Annotated in this window: 16 protein-coding genes; 5 read left to right on the forward strand and 11 right to left on the reverse strand. The window is 73.3% G+C overall.

Features of this window, described 5'->3' with window-relative positions:
- The first annotated feature begins 532 nt into the window (after positions 1–532).
- The gene (trpS, locus tag ACFYXE_RS15235; RefSeq protein ID WP_389312605.1) at positions 533–1,543 is read left to right on the forward strand and encodes a tryptophan--tRNA ligase; all 1,011 of its coding nucleotides are present in this window, start codon (positions 533–535) and stop codon (positions 1,541–1,543) included.
- Here the strand turns inward: trpS and ACFYXE_RS15240 are convergent.
- Positions 1,498–2,502, reverse strand: a complete 1,005-nt coding sequence (locus ACFYXE_RS15240; protein WP_389312607.1) for a GlxA family transcriptional regulator — start codon at positions 2,500–2,502, stop codon at positions 1,498–1,500. The genes trpS and ACFYXE_RS15240 overlap by 46 nt on opposite strands.
- A 74-nt stretch (positions 2,503–2,576) precedes the next feature.
- On the opposite strand from ACFYXE_RS15240, the gene ACFYXE_RS15245 reads away from it, so the two are divergent.
- Positions 2,577–3,161, forward strand: a complete 585-nt coding sequence (locus tag ACFYXE_RS15245) for a cysteine hydrolase family protein (RefSeq protein ID WP_389312609.1) — start codon at positions 2,577–2,579, stop codon at positions 3,159–3,161.
- 92 nt (positions 3,162–3,253) lie between these two features.
- Here ACFYXE_RS15245 and proC read toward each other — a convergent pair whose 3' ends face one another.
- From proC to ACFYXE_RS15260, 3 genes are all read right to left on the reverse strand, one after another.
- Positions 3,254–4,075 carry a pyrroline-5-carboxylate reductase gene (proC, locus tag ACFYXE_RS15250; protein ID WP_389312611.1) on the reverse strand — a complete coding sequence of 274 codons (822 nt, stop codon included), beginning with the start codon at positions 4,073–4,075 and terminating at the stop codon, positions 3,254–3,256.
- Between the two features lie 127 nt (positions 4,076–4,202).
- Positions 4,203–4,940, reverse strand: coding sequence for an ABC transporter permease (locus tag ACFYXE_RS15255; protein WP_389312613.1), 738 nt, complete (start codon positions 4,938–4,940; stop codon positions 4,203–4,205).
- Positions 4,937–5,824: an ABC transporter ATP-binding protein gene (locus ACFYXE_RS15260; RefSeq protein ID WP_389312615.1), complete on the reverse strand. Its 888-nt coding sequence runs from the start codon at positions 5,822–5,824 to the stop codon at positions 4,937–4,939. The genes ACFYXE_RS15255 and ACFYXE_RS15260 overlap by 4 nt, the downstream gene beginning before the upstream one ends.
- A 326-nt stretch (positions 5,825–6,150) precedes the next feature.
- Here ACFYXE_RS15260 and ACFYXE_RS15265 point away from each other — a divergent pair, with 326 nt between their 5' ends.
- The gene (locus tag ACFYXE_RS15265) at positions 6,151–7,626 is read left to right on the forward strand and encodes a SulP family inorganic anion transporter (protein WP_389313621.1); all 1,476 of its coding nucleotides are present in this window, start codon (positions 6,151–6,153) and stop codon (positions 7,624–7,626) included.
- On the opposite strand, the gene ACFYXE_RS15270 is transcribed toward ACFYXE_RS15265, so the two are convergent.
- Together ACFYXE_RS15270 and ACFYXE_RS15275 are read right to left on the reverse strand one after the other, a co-directional pair.
- Positions 7,554–8,342, reverse strand: coding sequence for a class I SAM-dependent methyltransferase (locus tag ACFYXE_RS15270; protein WP_389312617.1), 789 nt, complete (start codon positions 8,340–8,342; stop codon positions 7,554–7,556). The two genes, ACFYXE_RS15265 and ACFYXE_RS15270, sit on opposite strands and share 73 nt — an antisense overlap.
- Positions 8,343–8,567: 225 nt before the next feature.
- On the reverse strand, positions 8,568–9,125 hold the full coding sequence (locus ACFYXE_RS15275; RefSeq protein ID WP_389312619.1) for an EamA/RhaT family transporter: 558 nt from the start codon (positions 9,123–9,125) through the stop codon (positions 8,568–8,570).
- A 168-nt stretch (positions 9,126–9,293) separates the two neighbouring features.
- Between ACFYXE_RS15275 and ACFYXE_RS15280 the strand changes: the two genes are divergently transcribed.
- Complete coding sequence (locus ACFYXE_RS15280; protein WP_389312621.1) at positions 9,294–11,567, forward strand: PQQ-binding-like beta-propeller repeat protein; 2,274 nt, start codon at positions 9,294–9,296, stop codon at positions 11,565–11,567.
- Between the two features lie 176 nt (positions 11,568–11,743).
- Here the strand turns inward: ACFYXE_RS15280 and ACFYXE_RS15285 are convergent, their stop codons facing one another.
- From ACFYXE_RS15285 to ACFYXE_RS15305, 5 genes are all read right to left on the reverse strand, one after another.
- Positions 11,744–12,034 (reverse strand): SH3 domain-containing protein, encoded by a 291-nt coding sequence (locus ACFYXE_RS15285; RefSeq protein ID WP_389313623.1) that lies wholly within the window; start codon positions 12,032–12,034, stop codon positions 11,744–11,746.
- 117 nt (positions 12,035–12,151) lie between these two features.
- Positions 12,152–14,005 carry a dihydroxy-acid dehydratase gene (gene ilvD, locus ACFYXE_RS15290; protein ID WP_389312623.1) on the reverse strand — a complete coding sequence of 618 codons (1,854 nt, stop codon included), beginning with the start codon at positions 14,003–14,005 and terminating at the stop codon, positions 12,152–12,154.
- Between the two features lie 144 nt (positions 14,006–14,149).
- Positions 14,150–14,782 (reverse strand): TetR family transcriptional regulator, encoded by a 633-nt coding sequence (locus ACFYXE_RS15295; protein ID WP_389312625.1) that lies wholly within the window; start codon positions 14,780–14,782, stop codon positions 14,150–14,152.
- On the reverse strand, positions 14,779–15,603 hold the full coding sequence (locus tag ACFYXE_RS15300) for a sugar phosphate isomerase/epimerase family protein (protein ID WP_389312627.1): 825 nt from the start codon (positions 15,601–15,603) through the stop codon (positions 14,779–14,781). The genes ACFYXE_RS15295 and ACFYXE_RS15300 overlap by 4 nt, the downstream gene beginning before the upstream one ends.
- Positions 15,604–15,702: 99 nt before the next feature.
- Positions 15,703–16,635 (reverse strand): Ppx/GppA phosphatase family protein, encoded by a 933-nt coding sequence (locus tag ACFYXE_RS15305; protein ID WP_361175005.1) that lies wholly within the window; start codon positions 16,633–16,635, stop codon positions 15,703–15,705.
- A 71-nt stretch (positions 16,636–16,706) separates the two neighbouring features.
- On the opposite strand from ACFYXE_RS15305, the gene ACFYXE_RS15310 reads away from it, so the two are divergent.
- Entirely contained in the window at positions 16,707–17,651 is a 945-nt protein-coding gene (locus ACFYXE_RS15310) for a hypothetical protein (RefSeq protein ID WP_361175002.1), read from the forward strand.
- Positions 17,652–17,670 lie beyond the last annotated feature (19 nt).

Raw genomic sequence — 17,670 nt, forward strand, 5'->3', positions numbered from 1 at the left:
TTTCCCTTTCCGGCGGTTCCGACTCTATCAGATCCTTTCGGGCCTGACTCCCAGTCAGCGGGGTTTGTCCTCGCGGCTGTTGGGCCGTTCCGACGAGTGAGACTTTAGCGGAATCTCGGCTCCCGACCTAATCGGGGGCGGTCTTTCGAACGCCGATTCCTCATTTCGCAAATACGCATGAAAACGAGCCGAACGCGAGCGCCACGAAGGCAGCACGATGTCGATCGCTTGAATGGTTGTTGCGGAATGGCTGCCCGGGGACCGACCGTGTGGTCGACGCTCACGTCGGGCAACTCGGAGAACACTACGTAGCGGGTCCCGGCGTGTCAACTCCCGACGGCGGGCCCCCCTCGGGGCTACTCTGAGGGACGTGACAACACGTGCGTACGCCCAGCTGTGGTGGGCCGCCTGACGGCGGCCGTACATACGCATGTACTCATCGGCCGCCGCCTCGGCGGCCGTTCTCGTTTCTCCCCCCGGAGGACCTGGAGCCCGGACGCCGGGCCGGCGGTCCCGACCAGGAGGTGGAGTGATGACGAGGATCTTCAGCGGGATCAAGCCGACGGGGCATCTGACCCTGGGCAACTACTTGGGCGCCGTCCGGCAGTGGGCCGAGGCCGACCAGCACCGGGCCGACGCGCTGTTCAGCATCGTCGACCTGCATGCGCTGACCGTGGAGCACGATCCCGGGCGGGTGCGCAGGCTCAGTAGGCAGGCGGCGACGCTGCTGCTCGCGTCGGGGATCGATCCCGAGCGGGCCACCGTCTTCGTGCAGAGCCATGTGGACGAGCACGCCCGGCTCTCGTATCTCCTCGAGTGCCTCGCGACGGACGGCGAGATGCGCCGGATGATCCAGTACAAGGAGAAGTCCGTCCTGGAGCGGGCTCGGGGCGGGAGCGTGCGGCTGTCGCTCCTCACCTATCCGGTGCTGATGGCGGCCGACATCCTCGCCTACCGCGCCGACGAGGTGCCCGTCGGTGAGGACCAGACCCAGCACGTCGAGCTGACGCGGGACCTGGCCGTGCGGTTCAACCAGCGCTACGGCCCGACGTTCGTGGTGCCGCGGGCCACGCCGCCCAAGGTGGCGGCGCGGGTCATGGACCTCCAGGACCCGACGTCGAAGATGGGCAAGTCCCACGAGACCGGGGCCGGCATCGTCTATCTGCTCGACGAGCCGGACGTGGTGCGCAAGAAGATCATGCGGGCCGTCACGGACAGCGGCGGCGAGGTCGCCTTCGACCGGGAGGCCCAGCCGGGCGTCTCGAATCTGCTGGAGATCCTCGCGGCTTGCCAGGGTGGGAACCCGGAAGCCCTGAGCGGTGTATACGAGTCGTACGGCGCACTGAAAAAGGACACCGCCGAGGCCGTGGTGGAGCTGCTCAGGCCCGTGCAGGAGCGGCACAAGGAGCTGGTGGCGGACCCCACGTACCTGGAGGAGGTGTTGCGGCGGGGAGCGGAGCGGGCGCGGGGCATGGCCAAGCCGACGGTGGACGGCGCCTATCGGGCGATCGGGCTGCTGCCGCCGGTGAACGAGGCGCGGTAGGCGCGGGGGCTGGTGGCGAGGCGCGATGCGAAGTGCTGGCGCATCGTGACCTCGCTGCCGAAGCCCGCGCGGCGGGCGATCTCCGGCATGGGCAGGTCGGTGCGTTCGAGGAGTTTCTGCGCGGCCGCGATGCGCTGGTCCAGGAGCCAGCGCAGCGGGGTCGTGCCGGTGGCCGCGGTGAAGTGGCGGGCGAAGGAGCGTGCGGACATGCCGGCGCGGGCGGCCAGGTCGGCGACGGTGAGCGGTTCGTGCAGGTGGCGCAGGGCGTGTTCGCGGACGGAGGCGAGGGCGTCGGCGTCACGGTCGGCACGTGGGGTGGGGTGCTCGATGAACTGGGCCTGGGTGCCGGAGCGGAAGGGGGCGGTGACCATCGAGCGGGCGATGGTCGCGGCGGCTTCGGAGCCGTGGGTGAGGCGGACCAGGTGCAGGCACAGGTCGATGCCGGCGGCCGTGCCCGCGGCGGTCCAGATGTTGTCGTCCTCGATGAAGAGGGCGTCGGGTTCGACGGTGACGAGGGGGTGGTGGGTGCGGAGCAGGTCGACGAGGTTCCAGTGGGTGATGGCCCGGCGGCCGTCGAGCAGTCCGGCCTGGGCGAGGGTGAAGGCGCCGCCGCACAGTGCGGCGACGGTGATGCCCCGGGTGTGCGCCTCGCGCAGGGCGTCGAGGATCGGCCGCGGTGCGGGTGAGAGGTGGTCGTCCAGGCCGGGGACGACGATCAGGTCGGCTCCGGTGAGGCCGGTCAGCCAGTCGAGGGTGCGGTCCGGGGTGAGGGTGAGGCCGCCTCTGATGGGGACGGGCGTGGGTTCGGCGGCGACCCTGCGCAGGTCGAAGGCGGGTGCGCCCCGGTCGGTGCGGTCGGTGCCCCAGACCTCGGTGATGACGGAGATGTCGAAGGCCCGGATGCCGGGAAAGGAGAGGAGGGCGATGCGCTGGGGCCGGCCGGCGGGGTGAGGGGGCACGGTGGCAGTAAACCATCGATCGCTGGCTTTTGTCCCTCTGGGGCGCGGGCGTGCGGGGCGGCAGCATCGTGGTCATGGAGATCGCAGCGAACGCAGCACTGGTCGTGGTGGACGTACAGAAGGGGTTCGAGGAGGAGGAGTTCTGGGGGCCGCGGAACAATCCCGGGGCCGACGACAACATCGCCTCGCTGATCGATGTGTGGCAGGCGACGGGGCGGCCGGTGGTCTTCGTCCGGCACGACTCGCCGAAGCCGCGGTCGCCCCTGCGGACGGGGTACGAGGGCAACGGCTTCAAGGAGTACGTCGAGGAGCGGCGGGGGAAGGGGGCAGGGGCCGAGCTGTTCGTGACGAAGACCGTGAACTCGGCGTTCTACGGGACGCCGGACCTGGACGCCTGGTTCAGGGCGGAGGGGGTCACGCAGTTCGTGGTGGCCGGGATCCAGACCAACATGTGCGCGGAGACGACGGCGCGGATGGGCGGGAACCTCGGGTACGACGTGTTGTTCGCGCTGGACGCGACGTACACGTTCGACCTGGCGGGGCCCTTCGGGTGGCGGTGCGAGGCGGCGGAGCTCGCGCGGGCGACGGCGGTGTCGCTGCACGGCGGGGGCTTCGCGCGCGTGGTCACCTCGGAGGCGCTGCGCGGGGCGGCGGCGTGAGGTGACACGCGGCGTGCGGTGACACCGCGTCCCGGGTGAGCCGAGGGGTGTCGGTCGGCGGGCGCCGATCGGCGGGGTGCCGGTCGGGTGGGTCAGTTGTTGCCGGAGGCCAGTTCGCGGCTGCGGTCGCGGGCCGCTTCGAGGGCGGCGATGAGGGCGGCGCGCACTCCGTGGTTCTCGAGTTCGCGGATGGCGTTGATCGTGGTGCCGGCGGGGGACGTGACGTTCTCCCGGAGCTTCACCGGGTGTTCGCCGCTGTCCCGGAGCATCACGGACGCGCCGACGGCCGCCTGGACGATCAGGTCGTGCGCCTTGTCGCGGGGCAGGCCGAGGAGGATGCCCGCGTCGGTCATGGCCTCGACGAGGAAGTAGAAGTAGGCGGGGCCCGAGCCGGACAGGGCGGTGCAGGCGTCCTGCTGGGTCTCGGGGACGCGGAGCGTCTTGCCGACGGCGCCGAAGATGGCCTCCGCGTGGGCCAGCGCGGCGCCCGAGGCGTGGCTGCCGGCCGAGATGACGGACATGCCCTCGTCCACGAGGACCGGGGTGTTCGGCATGACGCGGACGACGGGGGTGGTCTCCGCGAGGCGTTCCTCGATGTAGGCGGTCGTGATGCCCGCGGCGGCGCTGATGATCAGGCGGTCGGGGGTGACGTGCGGGGCGAGTTCGTCCAGGAGCTTGGCCATGTCCTGCGGCTTGCAGGCGAGGATCAGGGTGCCGGCCTGCTTGGCGGCGTCGGCGTTGCTGACGGGGGTGACGCCGTAGCGGGTGCTGAGCTCGTCGGCGCGTTCCTGGCGGCGGGTGGTGACCAGCAGGTCGGCGGGCGCCCATCCGCCGCGGATCATGCCGCTGAGCAGCGCTTCACCGATCTTTCCGGTGCCGAGGACTGCGACTTTCTGGCTCGTGTTGCTGCTCATGAACGGTGGCCTCCGGGGTTGCGTCGTCCGGGGACCATCCTCGCACTGGGGTGCCGGGTGCGGTGTCGGCGTCCGGTGGGCGGACCGTCGGGCCGGGGGTCGCGGGGCGGTCGGGCGGTGCGGTGGGTCAGGCGGTGCGGCGGCGCAGGGTCGCCGCGCCGAGCGCCAGGACGAGGAGGGCGCAGCCGGCGACGACGGCGACGTCGCGGACGAAGTCGCCGGTGATGTGGGGGTGGTGGAGGACCTGGTTCATGCCGTCGACGGCGTACGACATGGGGAGGACGTCGGAAATGCCTTCCAGGACGGGCTGCATGGTGTCGCGGGGTGCGAACAGGCCGCAGAGGAGGAGTTGGGGGAAGATCACCGCCGGCATGAACTGGACGGCCTGGAACTCGGACGCGGCGAAGGCGGAGACGAAGAGGCCGAGCGCGGTGCCCAGGAGGGCGTCGAGCAGGGCGATGAGGAGCAGCAGCCAGGCGGAGCCGGTGACGTCCAGGCCGAGGACCCACAGGGCGAGTCCGGTGGCGAGGGTCGACTGGACGACGGCGAGGGCGCCGAAGGCGAGGGCGTAGCCGGCGATGAGGTCGCCCTTGCCGAGCGGCAGGGCGAGGAGGCGTTCGAGGGTTCCCGAGGTGCGTTCGCGCAGGGTGGCGATCGAGGTGACCAGGAACATCGTGATGAGGGGGAAGATCCCGAGGAGGGAGGCGCCGATGGAGTCGAAGGTCTGCGGGCTGCCGTCGAAGACGTAGCGCAGCAGGAGCAGCATCACGCAGGGGACGAGGATCATCAGCGCGATGGAGCGCACGTCGTGGCGGAGCTGGCGCAGGACGCGGGCGGCGCTGGTGACGGTGCGGAAGGTGTTCATCGGGGGCTCCTGGCGTCGGCGTCGGCGTCGGCGTCGGTCCCGGCCTCGGCGTCGGTCCTGGACTCGGCGTCGGTTTCGGCGGATCTGGGCGTGGTGGTGTCGGCTGCCGTGTCCGCGCGGTCGACGAGGTGGAGGAACGCCTCTTCGACGGTGTCGGAGCGCGTGCGGGCGCGCAGGGCGTCGGGGGTGTCGTCGGCGAGGATCTCGCCGGTCCGCATGAGCAGGAGGCGGTGGCAGCGTTCCGCCTCGTCCATGACGTGCGAGGAGACGAGGATCGTGGCGCCGCGGTCGGCGGCGACGGCGTGGAAGAGCTGCCACAGGTCGCGGCGCAGGACGGGGTCGAGGCCGACGGTCGGTTCGTCCAGGACGAGGAGTTCGGGGGTGCCGAGGAGTGCGACGCCGAGGGAGACGCGGCTGCGCTGGCCGCCGGAGAGGTTGCCGGCCAGGGAGTCGGCGTGCGAGGTGAGGGCGACGTCGTCGAGGACGCGGGCGACGTCGGCCCGGCGGCGTGCGGCGGCGGGGCCGCGGCCCGGGTCGAGGACGGCGGCGAAGTAGTCGAGGTTCTGGCGGACGGTGAGGTCGTCGTAGACGGACGGGCTCTGGGTGACGTAGCCGATGCGGGAGCGCAGGGCGGGGGCACCCGCCGGGTGGTCGAGCACCCGCAGGGTCCCGGTGACCTTGGCCTGGGTGCCGACGATCGAGCGCATGAGGGTGGACTTGCCGCAGCCGGAGGGGCCGAGGAGGCCGGTGATCTGTCCCCGGGGCACGGTGAAGGCGAGGCCGCGCAGGACGGTGCGGGGGCCCCGGACGACGGTCAGTCCCTCGGCGCGGACGGCGGGGCCCGACGAGGTCGCGGAATCCGGGGTCGGACTTCTTTTATTCATCACATGATGAATAATCCTCCGGGGGTCCGGCCCCGTCAAGGCGCCGCGCACCGACCGCGCGGCCGAGGGGAGCGCGGTCACGGCACCGGACGCCCCGTACGCCCCCGTGCTCCCGGGTTCACACAGCGGTAACCGCGGCCCGGTGCGCCGCCAACTCCCGTACGTGACAATGGATTTCAGCGTCACGGGCTCCCCCGCCCCGACGCGCGCCCACGCATCTCCCGTACGTCGTCACCGTCGGAGGTGCCCGCTTGTCCCCCACACCCGCCCTGTCCCCCGAGGGCTCCGGCCGCGCCACCCGCAGGACCCGTCAGCTCGTCCGCCGCCTGTCCGCCGCCGACCTCGTCGCCTCCCTCGTCGTGTTCCTCGTCGCCCTGCCCCTCTGTCTCGGCGTGGCCGTCGCGTCCGGCGTGCCCGCCGGGCTCGGCATCGTCACCGGCATCGTCGGCGGGCTCGTCGTCGGCGTCCTGCCCGGCAGCAGCCTCCAGGTCAGCGGGCCCGCCGCAGGCCTGACCGTGCTCGTGTTCGAGGCGGTGCGGGCGTACGGGCCCGCCACCCTCGGCGTGCTCGTGCTCGCCGCGGGCCTGGTGCAGATCGGCGTGGGGGTGCTGCGGCTCGGACGCTGGTTCCGCGCGGTCTCCGTCGCCGTGGTGCACGGCATGCTCGCGGGCATCGGACTCGTCCTGGTCGCCGGGCAGCTCTACGCGCTCGGGGACGTCGCCGCGCCCGCCGGCGCCGCCGCGAAGATCACCGGCCTCGCCGGGCTCGCCGGATCGGCGGAGCCCGCCGCGCTCGCCGTCGGCGCGGGCACCGTCCTGCTCCTCGTGCTCTGGCCCCGCCTGCCCCGCGCCGCGCGGATCCTGCCCGCGCCCCTGGTCGCCGTCGGCCTGGCCGCCGCGGCCACCGCGCTGCTGGACCTGCCCGTGCGCACCATCGAGGTGCGGGGGCTGCTGGACGCCGTGCGGCCGCCGGGCGGCGCCGAGTTCGCGCGCCTGACGGAGCCGGGCGTGCTCGGCACCGTACTGGCGTTCGCGCTGATCGCGTCCGCGGAGTCACTGTTCAGCGCCGCCGCCGTGGACCGGCTGCACCAGGGGCGGGGCACGGACTACGACAAGGAGCTCATCGCCCAGGGCACGGGCAACGCCGTCTGCGGCGCGCTGGGCGCGCTGCCGCTGACCGCCGTGATCGTGCGCAGCGCCGCGAACGTGCGGGCCGGGGCCAGGACCAAGGCGTCCCGGGTCCTGCACGGGGTGTGGCTGCTGCTCTTCGCCGCCGTGCTGCCCGCCGCGCTCGGGCTGATCCCGGTGGCGGCGCTCGCCGGGCTGCTCGTGCACGCGGGCTGCAAGCTCATCCCCGTACGCGAACTGCGGCCGCTGTGGCGGGAGCATCGGGGTGAGGCGGTGGTGCTCGGGGTGACGGCCGTGGCGATCGTGGCGACGAATCTCTTCGAGGGGGTGCTCGTCGGGCTCGCGCTGGCCGTCGCCAAGACCGCGTGGGACACCAGCCACGTGCACGTCGAGACGGCGGACCGGGGCGCGGCGGGCCTGGTCGTGCACGTCCGCGGCCACGCCACGTTCCTGCGGCTGCCGAAGCTGCTCGACGCGCTGGAGGCGCTGCCGCAGGACCGGCCGGTGCGGCTCGACCTCGCGGGGCTGCGGCACGTCGACCACGCGTGCGCGGCGGCCCTGGAGGGGTGGGCGGAGCGGCGGCGCCGGTTGGCGGCCGCGGGTCAGGCGCCGCCCGCGGGCCCCGTACCGGTGCCGTCCGCGGGGCGGATCGCGACCGACAGGTCCACGAAGTAGCTCTCCTCGACGACCTCGTCCGGGAAGACCTTGAGGAGTTCCGCCCGCTCCTCGGCGAGGAACGCCCCGACCCGCTCCTGGCCGAGGACCAGGAACGCCGAGTGCGTGCCCAGGTTCGCCAGGTGCGTGTCGAGCGGGACCCGGCGGCTCCAGCGGACCCGGTCGCGGCGGAAGGCGAGTGCGGTCGTCAGGTCGTCGGTGCGGGCGGCCGCGCTGCGGGTCTCGTCCTGCCGGCCGAGGAAGCGGGCGACGCGCACGGTCTGGTCCTCGAACCAGGAGGCGTCGTGGTCCTGGATGTTCCACCACAGGGCGAGCGCGCCGCCCGGCCGCAGCACGCGCAGGGCCTCCGGCACGGAGCGCCGCTGGTCGGTCCAGTGCCAGGCCTGGGCGTAGGTGATGAGGTCGGCGGCGCCGTCGGCGACCGGCAGGGCGTTGCCGTCACCGCGCACGAGCGGCACGTGCGGCAGCGTCCGGCGGAACTGCGCCGCCATGCCGTCCCCCGGCTCCACCGCGAGGACCCGCGCGCCCCGCCCGGCGAGCAGGGCGCTGGCGATGCCGGTGCCCGCGCCCACGTCCACCACCCGCGCGCCCGCCAGCGGGCGGCCCGCCAGGTGCTCGACGGCGTCGAAGAGGTCGGGCGGGTAGGAGGGGCGGTACGCCGCGTACCTGGCGGCGGCCGCGTTGAAGGAGTGGGCGCGTGAGGGGGCGGAAGTCATGAGGGCATGGTCGCGCGCACCGGGGTCCGCGAGCCAGACCCGTGCGACCTACAACCGTCTGCCCGGCGGACTGCCACCGGCTGCCCAGCGACCTGCCACCGGCTGCCCGGCGGACTGCCACCGGCTACCCGACGACCAACCACCGGCTGCCCGGCGGACTGCCGCGGACTGCCGCGGACTGATCCTGCCCCCGCCGCCCCCGCCGCCCCCGCCGCCCGCGCCGGCTCAGCGCTTGCGCTTCTTGCGCGACGGGTTGCCCGTGCGCCGGGCCGTGCGCTTCGCGTACTGCTCGCGCGCCGTCTCGTACTCCTCGCGGTGCAGCCGCTCGCCCGGGGCCTCCTTGAGGGAGCGGAAGAAGTACGCGAGGAGGCTGCCGACGAACCCGATCGTCATCAGGCCGCGCGTGGAGGCCTGCGACGCCGCGTCGTGGCGGCGCGAGAACCCCTCCCAGGTGCGGCGGAAGGCGAGGGCGCTGCAGATCGCGAACATCACGACGACCAGCAGGTTCACGAACGTGCCGACATCCGCGATGGCCAGGCCCTCGTAGGCGAAGCGCAGCACGAAGCAGCCTGCAGCGGCACCGGCCAGCGAACCGACCGCGACGCCGAGACGGCGCGCGCCGTAGCCGCCGTCGTGGTCGACCCAGGTCGTCCCGAAGAAGCGGAGGGGCTCGGGGCGGGGGCCGGGAGCCGTACCGGAGGGACCGGTCGTACCGGAGGTACCGGTCGTACCGGAGGTACCGGTCGTGCCGGTGGGGTCCTGGATGCCGGATTCTTCGCTCACCGTTTGATTATCGCCTGCCCGTGCGGGCGACCGGCCGGTCACGGGGGCGGGCACGCCCGATTCGTCCCCCGCCTTGCCAGGACGCACCGTCCGGCAGCTAGTTTGGGCTGGGTACGGTGCGGCGGGGAACGCGCGGAGGATCGGGAAGCACGGGGGAGGTCGGTGGGCATGTCGCTCCGCGGCGGGGACCCGGAGGAGATCGGCGGCTATCCGCTGGAGGCACGCCTCGGCTCGGGCGGCATGGGCACGGTCTTCCTGGCGCGCACGGCGTCCGGGCGGCCCGTCGCGATCAAGCTGATCCACCGGCAGTTCGCGGACGACGAGGAGTTCCGGATCCGCTTCCGCCAGGAGGTCGCCGCCGCCCGCCGGGTCAGCGGCGCCTTCACCGCGGCCGTGATCGACGCCGATCCGGAGGCCGAGCACCCCTGGATGGCCACGACCTTCATCGAGGGCCACACGCTCGCGCAGCGCATCGCCGAGCAGGGCCCCATCGGCGGGTCCGAGCTGCGCACGCTGGCCATCGGACTGACCGAGGCGCTGCGCGACATCCACCGCGCGGGCGTCGTGCACCGCGACCTCAAGCCGTCGAACGTGGTCCTCTCCCCCGAGGGCCCGCGGGTCATCGACTTCGGCATCTCGCGCGCGGCGGACCAGCAGACGCTGACGATGACGGGCCGGGTCATCGGCACGCCGCCGTTCATGTCGCCGGAGCAGCTGCAGACCCCGCGCGGGGTCGGGCCGCGCTCCGACGTGTTCTCGCTGGCCACGCTGCTGGTGTACGCGGCGACGGGGCAGGGCCCCTTCGACGCGGACAGCCCGTACATGACGGCGTATCAAGTGGTGCACGAGCCGCCGTCGCTGGGCTCGGTGCCGGACAAGCTGCGGCGGGTGGTGGAGCCGTGCCTGTCCAAGGACCCCGGGGACCGGCCGTCGGCGGACGAACTCCTCGTACGGCTGCGGGACCTGCCCGCCGACCTGGGCGCGGCGGCCGGGCCCGCGACCGGCCCGCGCAGCACCCGGGAGACGGACACGCAGCACCACCTGTCGGCGGACGACGACACCCCGGCGCCGGTCGCTTCCCCTGCTGATGGTCCCGGCGACACCTCCGCCGAGGAATCCGGCTCCGCAGCGGGGGCCCTGACGGGCGGTCGGCTGCGCCGCCGCTGGCGCCCGGTGCTGGCCGCCGCGGTGGCCGTGGCCGCGATCGGCGGCGGCGTCGCGGTGCTGCGCGCCGGAGACGCCGACGGGTCCGCCGGGTCCGACGGCCCGGGCGGCAAGGGCGGCGACATCGCGGCGGCCGGGGCGCGGCTGCCGGGCGGTTTCGCGCCGTGGCGCAAGACCGTGCCGGGCGGCCGCGAGGACATTCCGGATGAGCTGCGCTGTGTGACGCGCGGCGAGGCGCTGTTCTGCGGGGGCGGCGGGGTCGTGGCGACGCGGCTCAGGCTCTCCGACGGCTCCCGGGTGTGGACGCGGAAGAGCCCCGGCGTCCCGGTGCAGGGCATGCACCTGGTGGGCGCCACCGACGACACCGTGCTCGGCTACCGCTTCGCGGCCGAGGACGCGCCGGGCGACCCGGCCACCGAGGTGGTCGCCGTCGACGCGGCCAAGGGCAGGGAGCTGTGGTCGGTGCCCTCGGGCTCCCAGTCGACGTCGGTGACCGGGGCCACCCGCGACGCGGCGGTCGTCGGCTCGACGGCCGTCACGGTCGACCCGTCGAACACCCGCTTCGAGGCACGGCGCGCACACACCGGCAGCGTCACCTGGAAGCGACCCTTCCCCACGGGCACGCAGTGCGCGCCGCTCCCCTCCGGAGACCGGCTGTACGCGATGTGCGCGCCGAACCCCGAGGTGGCGGCGGGCGCGGTGCGCCACGCCACCCTGCGCACCGTCGACCTCTCCACCGGCACGCTCGGCCGGCCCGTCGCGCTGAAGGGCCCCGCGCAGCCGATCGGCACCGACGGCGACAGCCTGGTGTTCCTCCACCGCGACCAGCGGCGGCTGGAGTCCATCGGCTACGACGGGGTCGTGCGGGTGGACCGGGACTCGCACAAGGTCACGTACTCCCGGCTGCCGAGGACGTACGCGGGGACGCCGGGCCTGGTGGACGGCACCGTCTTCGTGAGCGGCGACACGGGGCTCGTCACCGCCTTCGACCCGGCGGACGGACGCAAGAAGTGGGACCGGCAGACCGGCGTCGAGGGTGTGTCGGGTCCGGTGGGCGGCGACGGGGCGCTGTACTTCAGCTCGGCCAGCGGCCGGGTCGTCGCGCTCGACCCGCGCAGGGGCACCTCGCTGTGGACGACGGACCCGCGGGCCGAGGGCCTGGCGGGCGAGACGAACGCGAGCGCGCGGGTGGCGGTCGCGGGCAGCGCGGTGGTCGTGGCGGCCGCGAAGAACACGGTGTTCGCCTTCGACGCGACGAAGCCCCCGAAGTCGGGCTGACGCGCGGAGGCCGGCCCCGGCCCGCCCGACATGACGCGGCCGCCGGGTCCGGTGGTGTGCTCCGGAGTTCCGGCGGCCGATGGCGCCCGTGCGTCGTGTGCCCCGTGGCGTGGCGTGGCCTGTCGTGTGCCGTGCGTGGGTCGGGTCGTGTCCTGCGGGCCCTGCGGCGGGCCGGATCAGCAGCGCGGTGCCACGTATCCGTTGCTGCCCGTGCGGACGTACGTGTCCGAGACGTACCGGCCGCTGCCGATCCTGTCCCAGATCTTCGAGGTGCCCGTGGGACCCGAGACCGTCTCGCCGGGACGCTGGCAGGAGATGGTCACCCGGGCGCCGGCCCGGAGCCGGCCCACCGTGCCGTACGACGTGCCGGGGCCCGAGCGGACGTTGACGTCCGCGGCGATCGCGTAGGTGCCCCCGGCCAGGGCCTCGACGGACTCGTCGGGCTCGTCCGTGACGGCCGGTGTCATGACGTTCTCGCTCACCGTGCTCTCCCCCCGTGACGGGCGGCGCGGGCCGCCCTCGGTGTGCTTCTCACACCAGGACGCGCCCGCGCCGCACAAAGGTTCCCGGGGAAGGGCCGGGGTTCAGCCGAGCTTCGACACGTCCCTGACGGCGCCCTTGTCGGCGCTGGTCGCCATCGCCGCGTACGCGCGCAGCGCCTGGGAGACCTTGCGCTCGCGCGCCTTGGGCGCGTACACCCCGCCGAGCGCCTCGCGGCGGGCGGCCAGCTCCGCCTCCGGCACGAGGAGCTCGATCGAGCGGCCGGGGATGTCGATGCGGATCCGGTCGCCGTCCTCGACCAGCGCGATCGTGCCGCCGGACGCGGCCTCGGGCGAGGCGTGGCCGATGGAGAGGCCGGACGTGCCGCCGGAGAAGCGGCCGTCGGTGACCAGCGCGCAGGACTTGCCCAGGCCCCGGCCCTTGAGGAAGGAGGTCGGGTAGAGCATCTCCTGCATGCCCGGGCCGCCCTTGGGGCCCTCGTAGCGGATGACGACGACGTCGCCCTCCTTCACGCCCTTGTTGAGGATCTTCTCGACGGCCTCTTCCTGCGATTCGCAGACGACGGCCGGGCCCTCGAAGGTCCAGATGGACTCGTCGACGCCCGCGGTCTTCACCACGCAGCCGTCCACGGCGATGTTGCCCTTGAGGACGCCGAGCCCGCCGTCCTTGGAGTAGGCGTGGGCCACGTCGCGGATGCAGCCGTTCGCGGCGTCCGTGTCCAGGCTGTCCCAGCGCTCGGACTGCGAGAAGGCCTCGGCGGAGCGCCGGCAGCCGGGCGCCGCGTGCCACAGTTCGAGCGCCTCGTCGGACGCGGAGCCCGAGCGGACGTCCCAGGTGTCCAGCCACTCCTTGATGGAGGGCGAGTGGACGGTGTGCACGTCCTCGTTGAGCAGGCCGCCGCGGTAGAGCTCGCCGAGGAGGGCGGGGATGCCGCCGGCGCGGTGCACGTCCTCCATGTAGTACGTCGTGGTGGGCGCGGCGTTCGGGGCGACCTTGGCCAGGCACGGGACGCGGCGCGAGACGGCGTCGATGTCGGTCAGGTCGTAGTCCACCTCGGCCTCGCGGGCCGCGGCGAGCAGGTGCAGGATCGTGTTGGTGGAGCCGCCCATCGCGATGTCGAGGGCCATGGCGTTCTCGAAGGCGGCGTGGGTGGCGATGTTGCGCGGCAGGACCGAGGCGTCGTCGCCGTCGTAGTGGCGCCGGGTGATGTCGACGACCGTCCGGCCGGCCCGCTCGTACAGCGCCTTGCGGGCGGTGTGCGTGGCGAGGACCGAGCCGTTGCCGGGCAGGGAGAGGCCGATGGCCTCGGTCAGGCAGTTCATCGAGTTGGCGGTGAACATGCCGGAACAGGAGCCGCAGGTCGGGCAGGCGTTCTCCTCGATGCGGAGGATGTCCTCGTCCGAGACGCTCTCGTCGACCGCGTCGCTGATCGCGTTGACCAGGTCGAGCTTGCGGACGGTGCCGTCGACGAGCGTGGCCTTGCCGGCCTCCATCGGGCCGCCGGAGACGAAGACCGTCGGGATGTTCAGGCGCAGGGCGGCCATCAGCATGCCGGGGGTGATCTTGTCGCAGTTGGAGATGCAGATCAGCGCGTCGGCGCAGTGCGCCTCGACCATGTACTCGACCGAGTCCGCGATCAGGTCGCGGGAGGGCAGGGAGTACAGCATGCCGCCGTGGCCCATCGCGATGCCGTCGTCCACGGCGATCGTGTTGAACTCGCGGGGGATGCCGCCGGCCTCGCGGATCGCCTCGGAGACGATGCGGCCGACGGGCTGCAGGTGGGTGTGGCCGGGCACGAACTCCGTGAAGGAGTTGGCCACCGCGATGATCGGCTTCCGCCCGATGTCGGCCCCCGGTACACCGGAGGCACGCATAAGGGCGCGGGCGCCCGCCATGTTGCGGCCGTGGGTGACGGTACGGGACCTCAGCTCGGGCATCGTCGCTCGCTCCTTCGGGGGCCCCGGGCGGGGCCTTCGCGGCAGGGTATGACTTGCTGCCGAGCGTACGCCGCCGCTCCACGATCCGGACAGACTGTCCGAATGCCGGGACGGGCGTCTCGCTGAGCGGCCACGGCGGGCGGCTCAGGGCCCGGTCAGATGTCCCTGCACGACCGGGGCGACCCGTGCCACGATCTGCTCCACGTCGGCCGACGCCAGCGGCTCGACCTGGAGCACGTACCGCAGCATGGCGATGCCGACCAGCTGCGCGGCCGCGAGCTCGGCCCGCAGCTCCGCGTCCGGCAGGTCCAGGCGGCGCGCGATGCGGCCGAGGATCTGGGCGGCGATCAGGCGGCGGAAGACCGCCGCGGCCGTTTCGTTGTTCATCGCGGAGCGCACCACGGCGAGCAGCGGGACGCGCGTCGCGGGGTTCTCCCAGATGCCGAGGACGAAGCGGGTCAGGCGCTCCCCGACGCCGTCCGGCGGCCCCTCCTCGAGGGCGGCGGGCGCCTCCAGGGCGGGCGCGAAGGTGGCGGTGACGGCCGCCTCGAAGACCTGTTCCTTCGTGCCGAAGTAGTGGTGCACGAGCGCCGGGTCGACGCCCGCGGCCTTGGCGATGCCGCGCACGGAGGCCTTCTCGTAGCCCCGCTCGGAGAATTCCTCGCGCGCCGCCCGCAGGATCTGGTCGCGCGTGGCGGGTCCGGTCTCCGTTTGCGTACGGGAGGGGCGGCCGCGGCGGCGCGGGGCGGCGTCCTCGGCCGCGGCGCCCCGGGTCACGGGCGGTGGACCTTCATGGCGGAGGCGAGGTGCAGCCGCGTGAAGGCGAGCGCCTCGGCGAGGTCGGCCTCACGTTCGGCGCTGGACATCGCGCGCCGGGTGTTGACCTCGATGACGACGTGCCCGTCGAAGCCGGAGACCGCGAGGCGCTCCAGGAGCTCGGCGCACGGCTGCGTGCCGCGGCCGGGGACCAGGTGCTCGTCCTTGGCCGAGCCCTTGCCGTCGGCGAGGTGCACGTGGCCGAGCCGGTCGCCCATCCGGTCGACCATGTCCATCGCGTCCGTGCGGGCGGTCGCGGTGTGCGAGAGGTCGACGGTGAAGTGGCGGTAGTCGTCCTTGGTGACGTCCCAGTCGGGCGCGTACGCGAGCATCTCGCGGTCGCGGTAGCGCCAGGGGTACATGTTCTCGACGGCGAAGCGCACGTCCGTCTCGTCGGCCATGCGCCAGATGCCGTCGACGAAGTCGCGGGAGTACTGCCGCTGCCAGCGGAACGGCGGGTGGACCACCACGGTGGACGCGTCGAGCTTCTCCGCGGCGGCCTTCGCGCGCTGCAGCTTGACCCACGGATCGGTCGACCAGACCCGCTGGGTGATCAGGAGACAGGGGGCGTGAACGGCCAGGATGGGGATCCGGTGGTAGTCGCTCAGCCTGCGCAGCGCCTCGACGTCCTGGCTGACGGGGTCCGTCCAGACCATGACCTCGACGCCGTCGTAGCCCAGGCGCGCGGCGATCTCGAAGGCCGTCGCCGTCGACTCCGGATAGACCGAGGCCGTCGACAGGGCGACCTTCGCATCCGGGATGCGCACCACTGGTTCTGCCACGAGGGACAGGGTACGGGCCGCGTCGGGACGCCGGGGAGGTGGCCCGGTGGCGCTCCGGTCCGGGGGCCGGTGGCCGGGATCAGGATCCATGCCGCCCGCTCACGACGCCGGAAGGTGGTCGAGCCTGCGCAGGATCACGCCCTCGCGCAGCGCCCACGGGCAGATCTCCAGGGCCTCGACCCCGAAGAGGTCCATCGCGCCCTCCGCGACGAGCGCCCCCGCGAGCAGCTGTCCGGCCCGCCCCTCGGAGACGCCGGGCAGCTCCGCGCGCTCCTGCGTGGTCATCGCGGCGAGCTGCGGCACCCAGTCCTCCAGGGACTTCCGCTTGAGCTCCCGCTGTACGTAGAGGCCGTCCGCCGAGCGTGCGGCGCCCGCGAGCCGGGCGAGCTGCTTGAACGTCTTCGACGTCGCCACGATGTGGTCGGGGGCGCCGAAGCGGCTGAACTCGCCGACCGTACGGGCGATCTGGGCCCGCACGTGCCGCCGCAGCGCCTTCACGTCGGAGGGGTCGGGCGGATCCGTCGGCAGCCAGCCCGCGGTGAGCCGTCCGGCGCCCAGCGGCAGGCTGGCGGCGGCGTCCGGCACCTCGTCGATGCCGTACGCGATCTCCAGGGAGCCGCCGCCGATGTCCAGGACCAGGAGCTTGCCCGCGGACCAGCCGAACCAGCGCCGGGCGGCCAGGAACGTCAGCCGGGCCTCCTCCTCGCCGGAGAGCACCTGGAGGTCGACGCCGGTCTCCTCCCGGACGCGGGCGAGCACCTCGTCCGCGTTGCTCGCCTCGCGCACCGCGGAGGTGGCGAACGGCAGCACTTCCTCCACGCCCTTGTCCTCGGCCGCGTCCATCGCCTCGCGGACGATGGTGACCAGGCGGTCGACGCCCGCGGGGCCGATCGCCCCGGCCGGGTCGAGGAGTTGGGCCAGGCGCAGGTCGGCCTTGTGCGAGTGTGCGGGCAGCGGGCGCGCACCGGGGTGGGCGTCGACCACGAGCAGATGCACCGTGTTCGACCCCACGTCGAGGACACCGAGTCTCATATACGGAACGCTACGCCGCGTGGGGCGATTGTCGGTCCCCGGGCGGTCGGCCGCACGCATACCCTGGAGACGTGCCAAAGACGAAAAAGGCGAAGACCGACAAATCGAAGTCGGGGAAGTCGTCGACCAAGCAGGCCGCGTCGGAGAAGCCGACGAAGCAGGGAACCCCAGAGAAGACAGAGAAGGCCGCGAAAACCGCGAAGGCGGGAACGCCGGGGAAGCCGGGAAAGCCGGGGAAGCCGGGGAAGCCGGAGCCGGACGAGAAGGGCCTCGACTTCGCCCGTGCCTGGGTGGAGTTCCCCGATCCCGCGGACGACGAGCAGGTCTTCCGCTGTGATCTGACATGGCTGACCTCTCGCTGGAACTGCATCTTCGGGAGCGGCTGCCAGGGCATCCAGGCGGGCCGCGCGGACGACGGCTGCTGCACGCTGGGCGCGCACTTCTCCGACGAGGACGACGAGAAGCGCGTCGCCGGGTACGTGAAGCGGCTCACGCCCGACATCTGGCAGCACCACGACGTGGGCCGGGAGTCCGGGTGGACCGCCACGGACGAGGACGGCGACCGCCAGACCCGTCCGTACCAGGGGTCGTGCATCTTCCAGAACCGCCCCGGGTTCGCGGGCGGCGCCGGCTGCTCGCTGCACATCCTGGCGCTGAAGGAGGGCCGCGAGCCGCTGGAGACCAAGCCGGACGTGTGCTGGCAGCTGCCGGTGCGCCGGACGTACGAGTGGATCGACCGGCCCGACGACACCCGTGTCCTGCAGGTGTCGATCGGTGAGTACGACCGGCGGGGCTGGGGCCCCGGCGGCCACGACCTGCACTGGTGGTGCACGTCGGCGACGTCGGCGCACGGCGCGGGCGACCCGGTGTACGTCTCCTACCGCCCGGAGCTGATCGAGCTGATGGGCAAGGAGGGGTACGACCGGCTGGTGGAGCTGTGCGAGGAGCGGCTGGCGTCCCAACTGCCGCTGCTCGCACCGCACCCGGCGGATCCCCCGGCGGTGCCGGGCCGCTAGGGCGGGTGGCGCGGAGGGC

This window comes from Streptomyces sp. NPDC002564, assembly GCF_042889645.1.
Classification (GTDB): domain Bacteria; phylum Actinomycetota; class Actinomycetes; order Streptomycetales; family Streptomycetaceae; genus Streptomyces.

Bases quoted from the DNA above. Each gene is read 5' to 3' on its own strand.
- ACFYXE_RS15245 (WP_389312609.1), top strand. From the start codon at position 2,577: ATGGAGATCGCAGCGAACGCAGCACTGGTCGTGGTGGACGTACAGAAG.
- ACFYXE_RS15260 (WP_389312615.1), bottom strand. From the start codon at position 5,824: ATGAATAAAAGAAGTCCGACCCCGGATTCCGCGACCTCGTCGGGCCCC.
- trpS (WP_389312605.1), top strand. From the start codon at position 533: ATGACGAGGATCTTCAGCGGGATCAAGCCGACGGGGCATCTGACCCTG.
- ACFYXE_RS15305 (WP_361175005.1), bottom strand. From the start codon at position 16,635: ATGAGACTCGGTGTCCTCGACGTGGGGTCGAACACGGTGCATCTGCTC.
- ACFYXE_RS15270 (WP_389312617.1), bottom strand. From the start codon at position 8,342: ATGACTTCCGCCCCCTCACGCGCCCACTCCTTCAACGCGGCCGCCGCC.
- ACFYXE_RS15285 (WP_389313623.1), bottom strand. From the start codon at position 12,034: ATGACACCGGCCGTCACGGACGAGCCCGACGAGTCCGTCGAGGCCCTG.
- proC (WP_389312611.1), bottom strand. From the start codon at position 4,075: ATGAGCAGCAACACGAGCCAGAAAGTCGCAGTCCTCGGCACCGGAAAG.
- ACFYXE_RS15280 (WP_389312621.1), top strand. From the start codon at position 9,294: ATGTCGCTCCGCGGCGGGGACCCGGAGGAGATCGGCGGCTATCCGCTG.
- ilvD (WP_389312623.1), bottom strand. From the start codon at position 14,005: ATGCCCGAGCTGAGGTCCCGTACCGTCACCCACGGCCGCAACATGGCG.
- ACFYXE_RS15255 (WP_389312613.1), bottom strand. From the start codon at position 4,940: ATGAACACCTTCCGCACCGTCACCAGCGCCGCCCGCGTCCTGCGCCAG.